A 788-nucleotide genomic window follows, 5' to 3' on the forward strand; every position below is an offset into this window, starting at 1 on the left:
TGGGGCGCGAACTTCACCCCGTCGAACTGCGGGTGAGTCACCGCGAGGGCCTCGCAGGCCCGGCGGATCACGCGCCAGACCGTCGTGCTGGACATCCCCCGCTGGGCGCCGCTGTGAACGGTCTGGAACAGGTAGGGAAGTTCTTCGCTCCAGACCTTGTCGTGCAGGTCATAGCGGGCGCAGACCGGAACGGTGCCGTGTTCGTCACGGTGCCGGCGGATGATCTGGGCGATGACGTGGAAGAGCTCCGCCGACATGGGGACCACCCGTTCCCGGTCACTCTTCGAGGGGCTGATCACCAGCAGGGCCACGACCTCGCCGCTGGGCCGCTGGTATTGCCGGACGCTCAAGTGCGAGAGCTCAGCAAGTTCCTCCGCCCGAAGTCCGGCCAGCCGGAGCGTCTCCACGACTGCCCACTGCCAGAACGCCAGATTCTCTTCCTGCGTGATGCGGACGAGTTTCCCGGTGAGGCGGTTGACGGCCCGGACCGGCGGGCGCCCGTGCTGGGCATCCTCCTTGGTCGCCACTCGCAACCACGCGGTCCCGTTCAGGGTGAAGTCCTCGCCCGGGGTGACGCTTTCGGCGGCTTCGAGCAGGGCTCGGGCCTGGTGCCAGGTGTCGTTGACGTGCTGGGAGAGGATCGGCAGCAGGGGCTGGCGGTCGCGGGTGCGGTTGGCCATGCGTTCCTGGAGGCGTCGGCGTCGCAGGTGGAACCAGCGCAGGTCAGCGTCGCGGACCGGGCAGGGGGCGACCCAGGTGGCCCAGCGTTCAGGCTCGGCGACGGCCCA

General features: G+C 69.2%; 1 pseudogene. It reads right to left on the bottom strand.

The features are described 5' to 3' along the window. Positions 1–788: pseudogene (locus CIB93_RS37015) on the bottom strand (tyrosine-type recombinase/integrase); the annotation flags it as partial.

It is taken from the genome of Streptomyces sp. WZ.A104, from assembly GCF_002382885.1.
Lineage (GTDB): Bacteria > Actinomycetota > Actinomycetes > Streptomycetales > Streptomycetaceae > Streptomyces.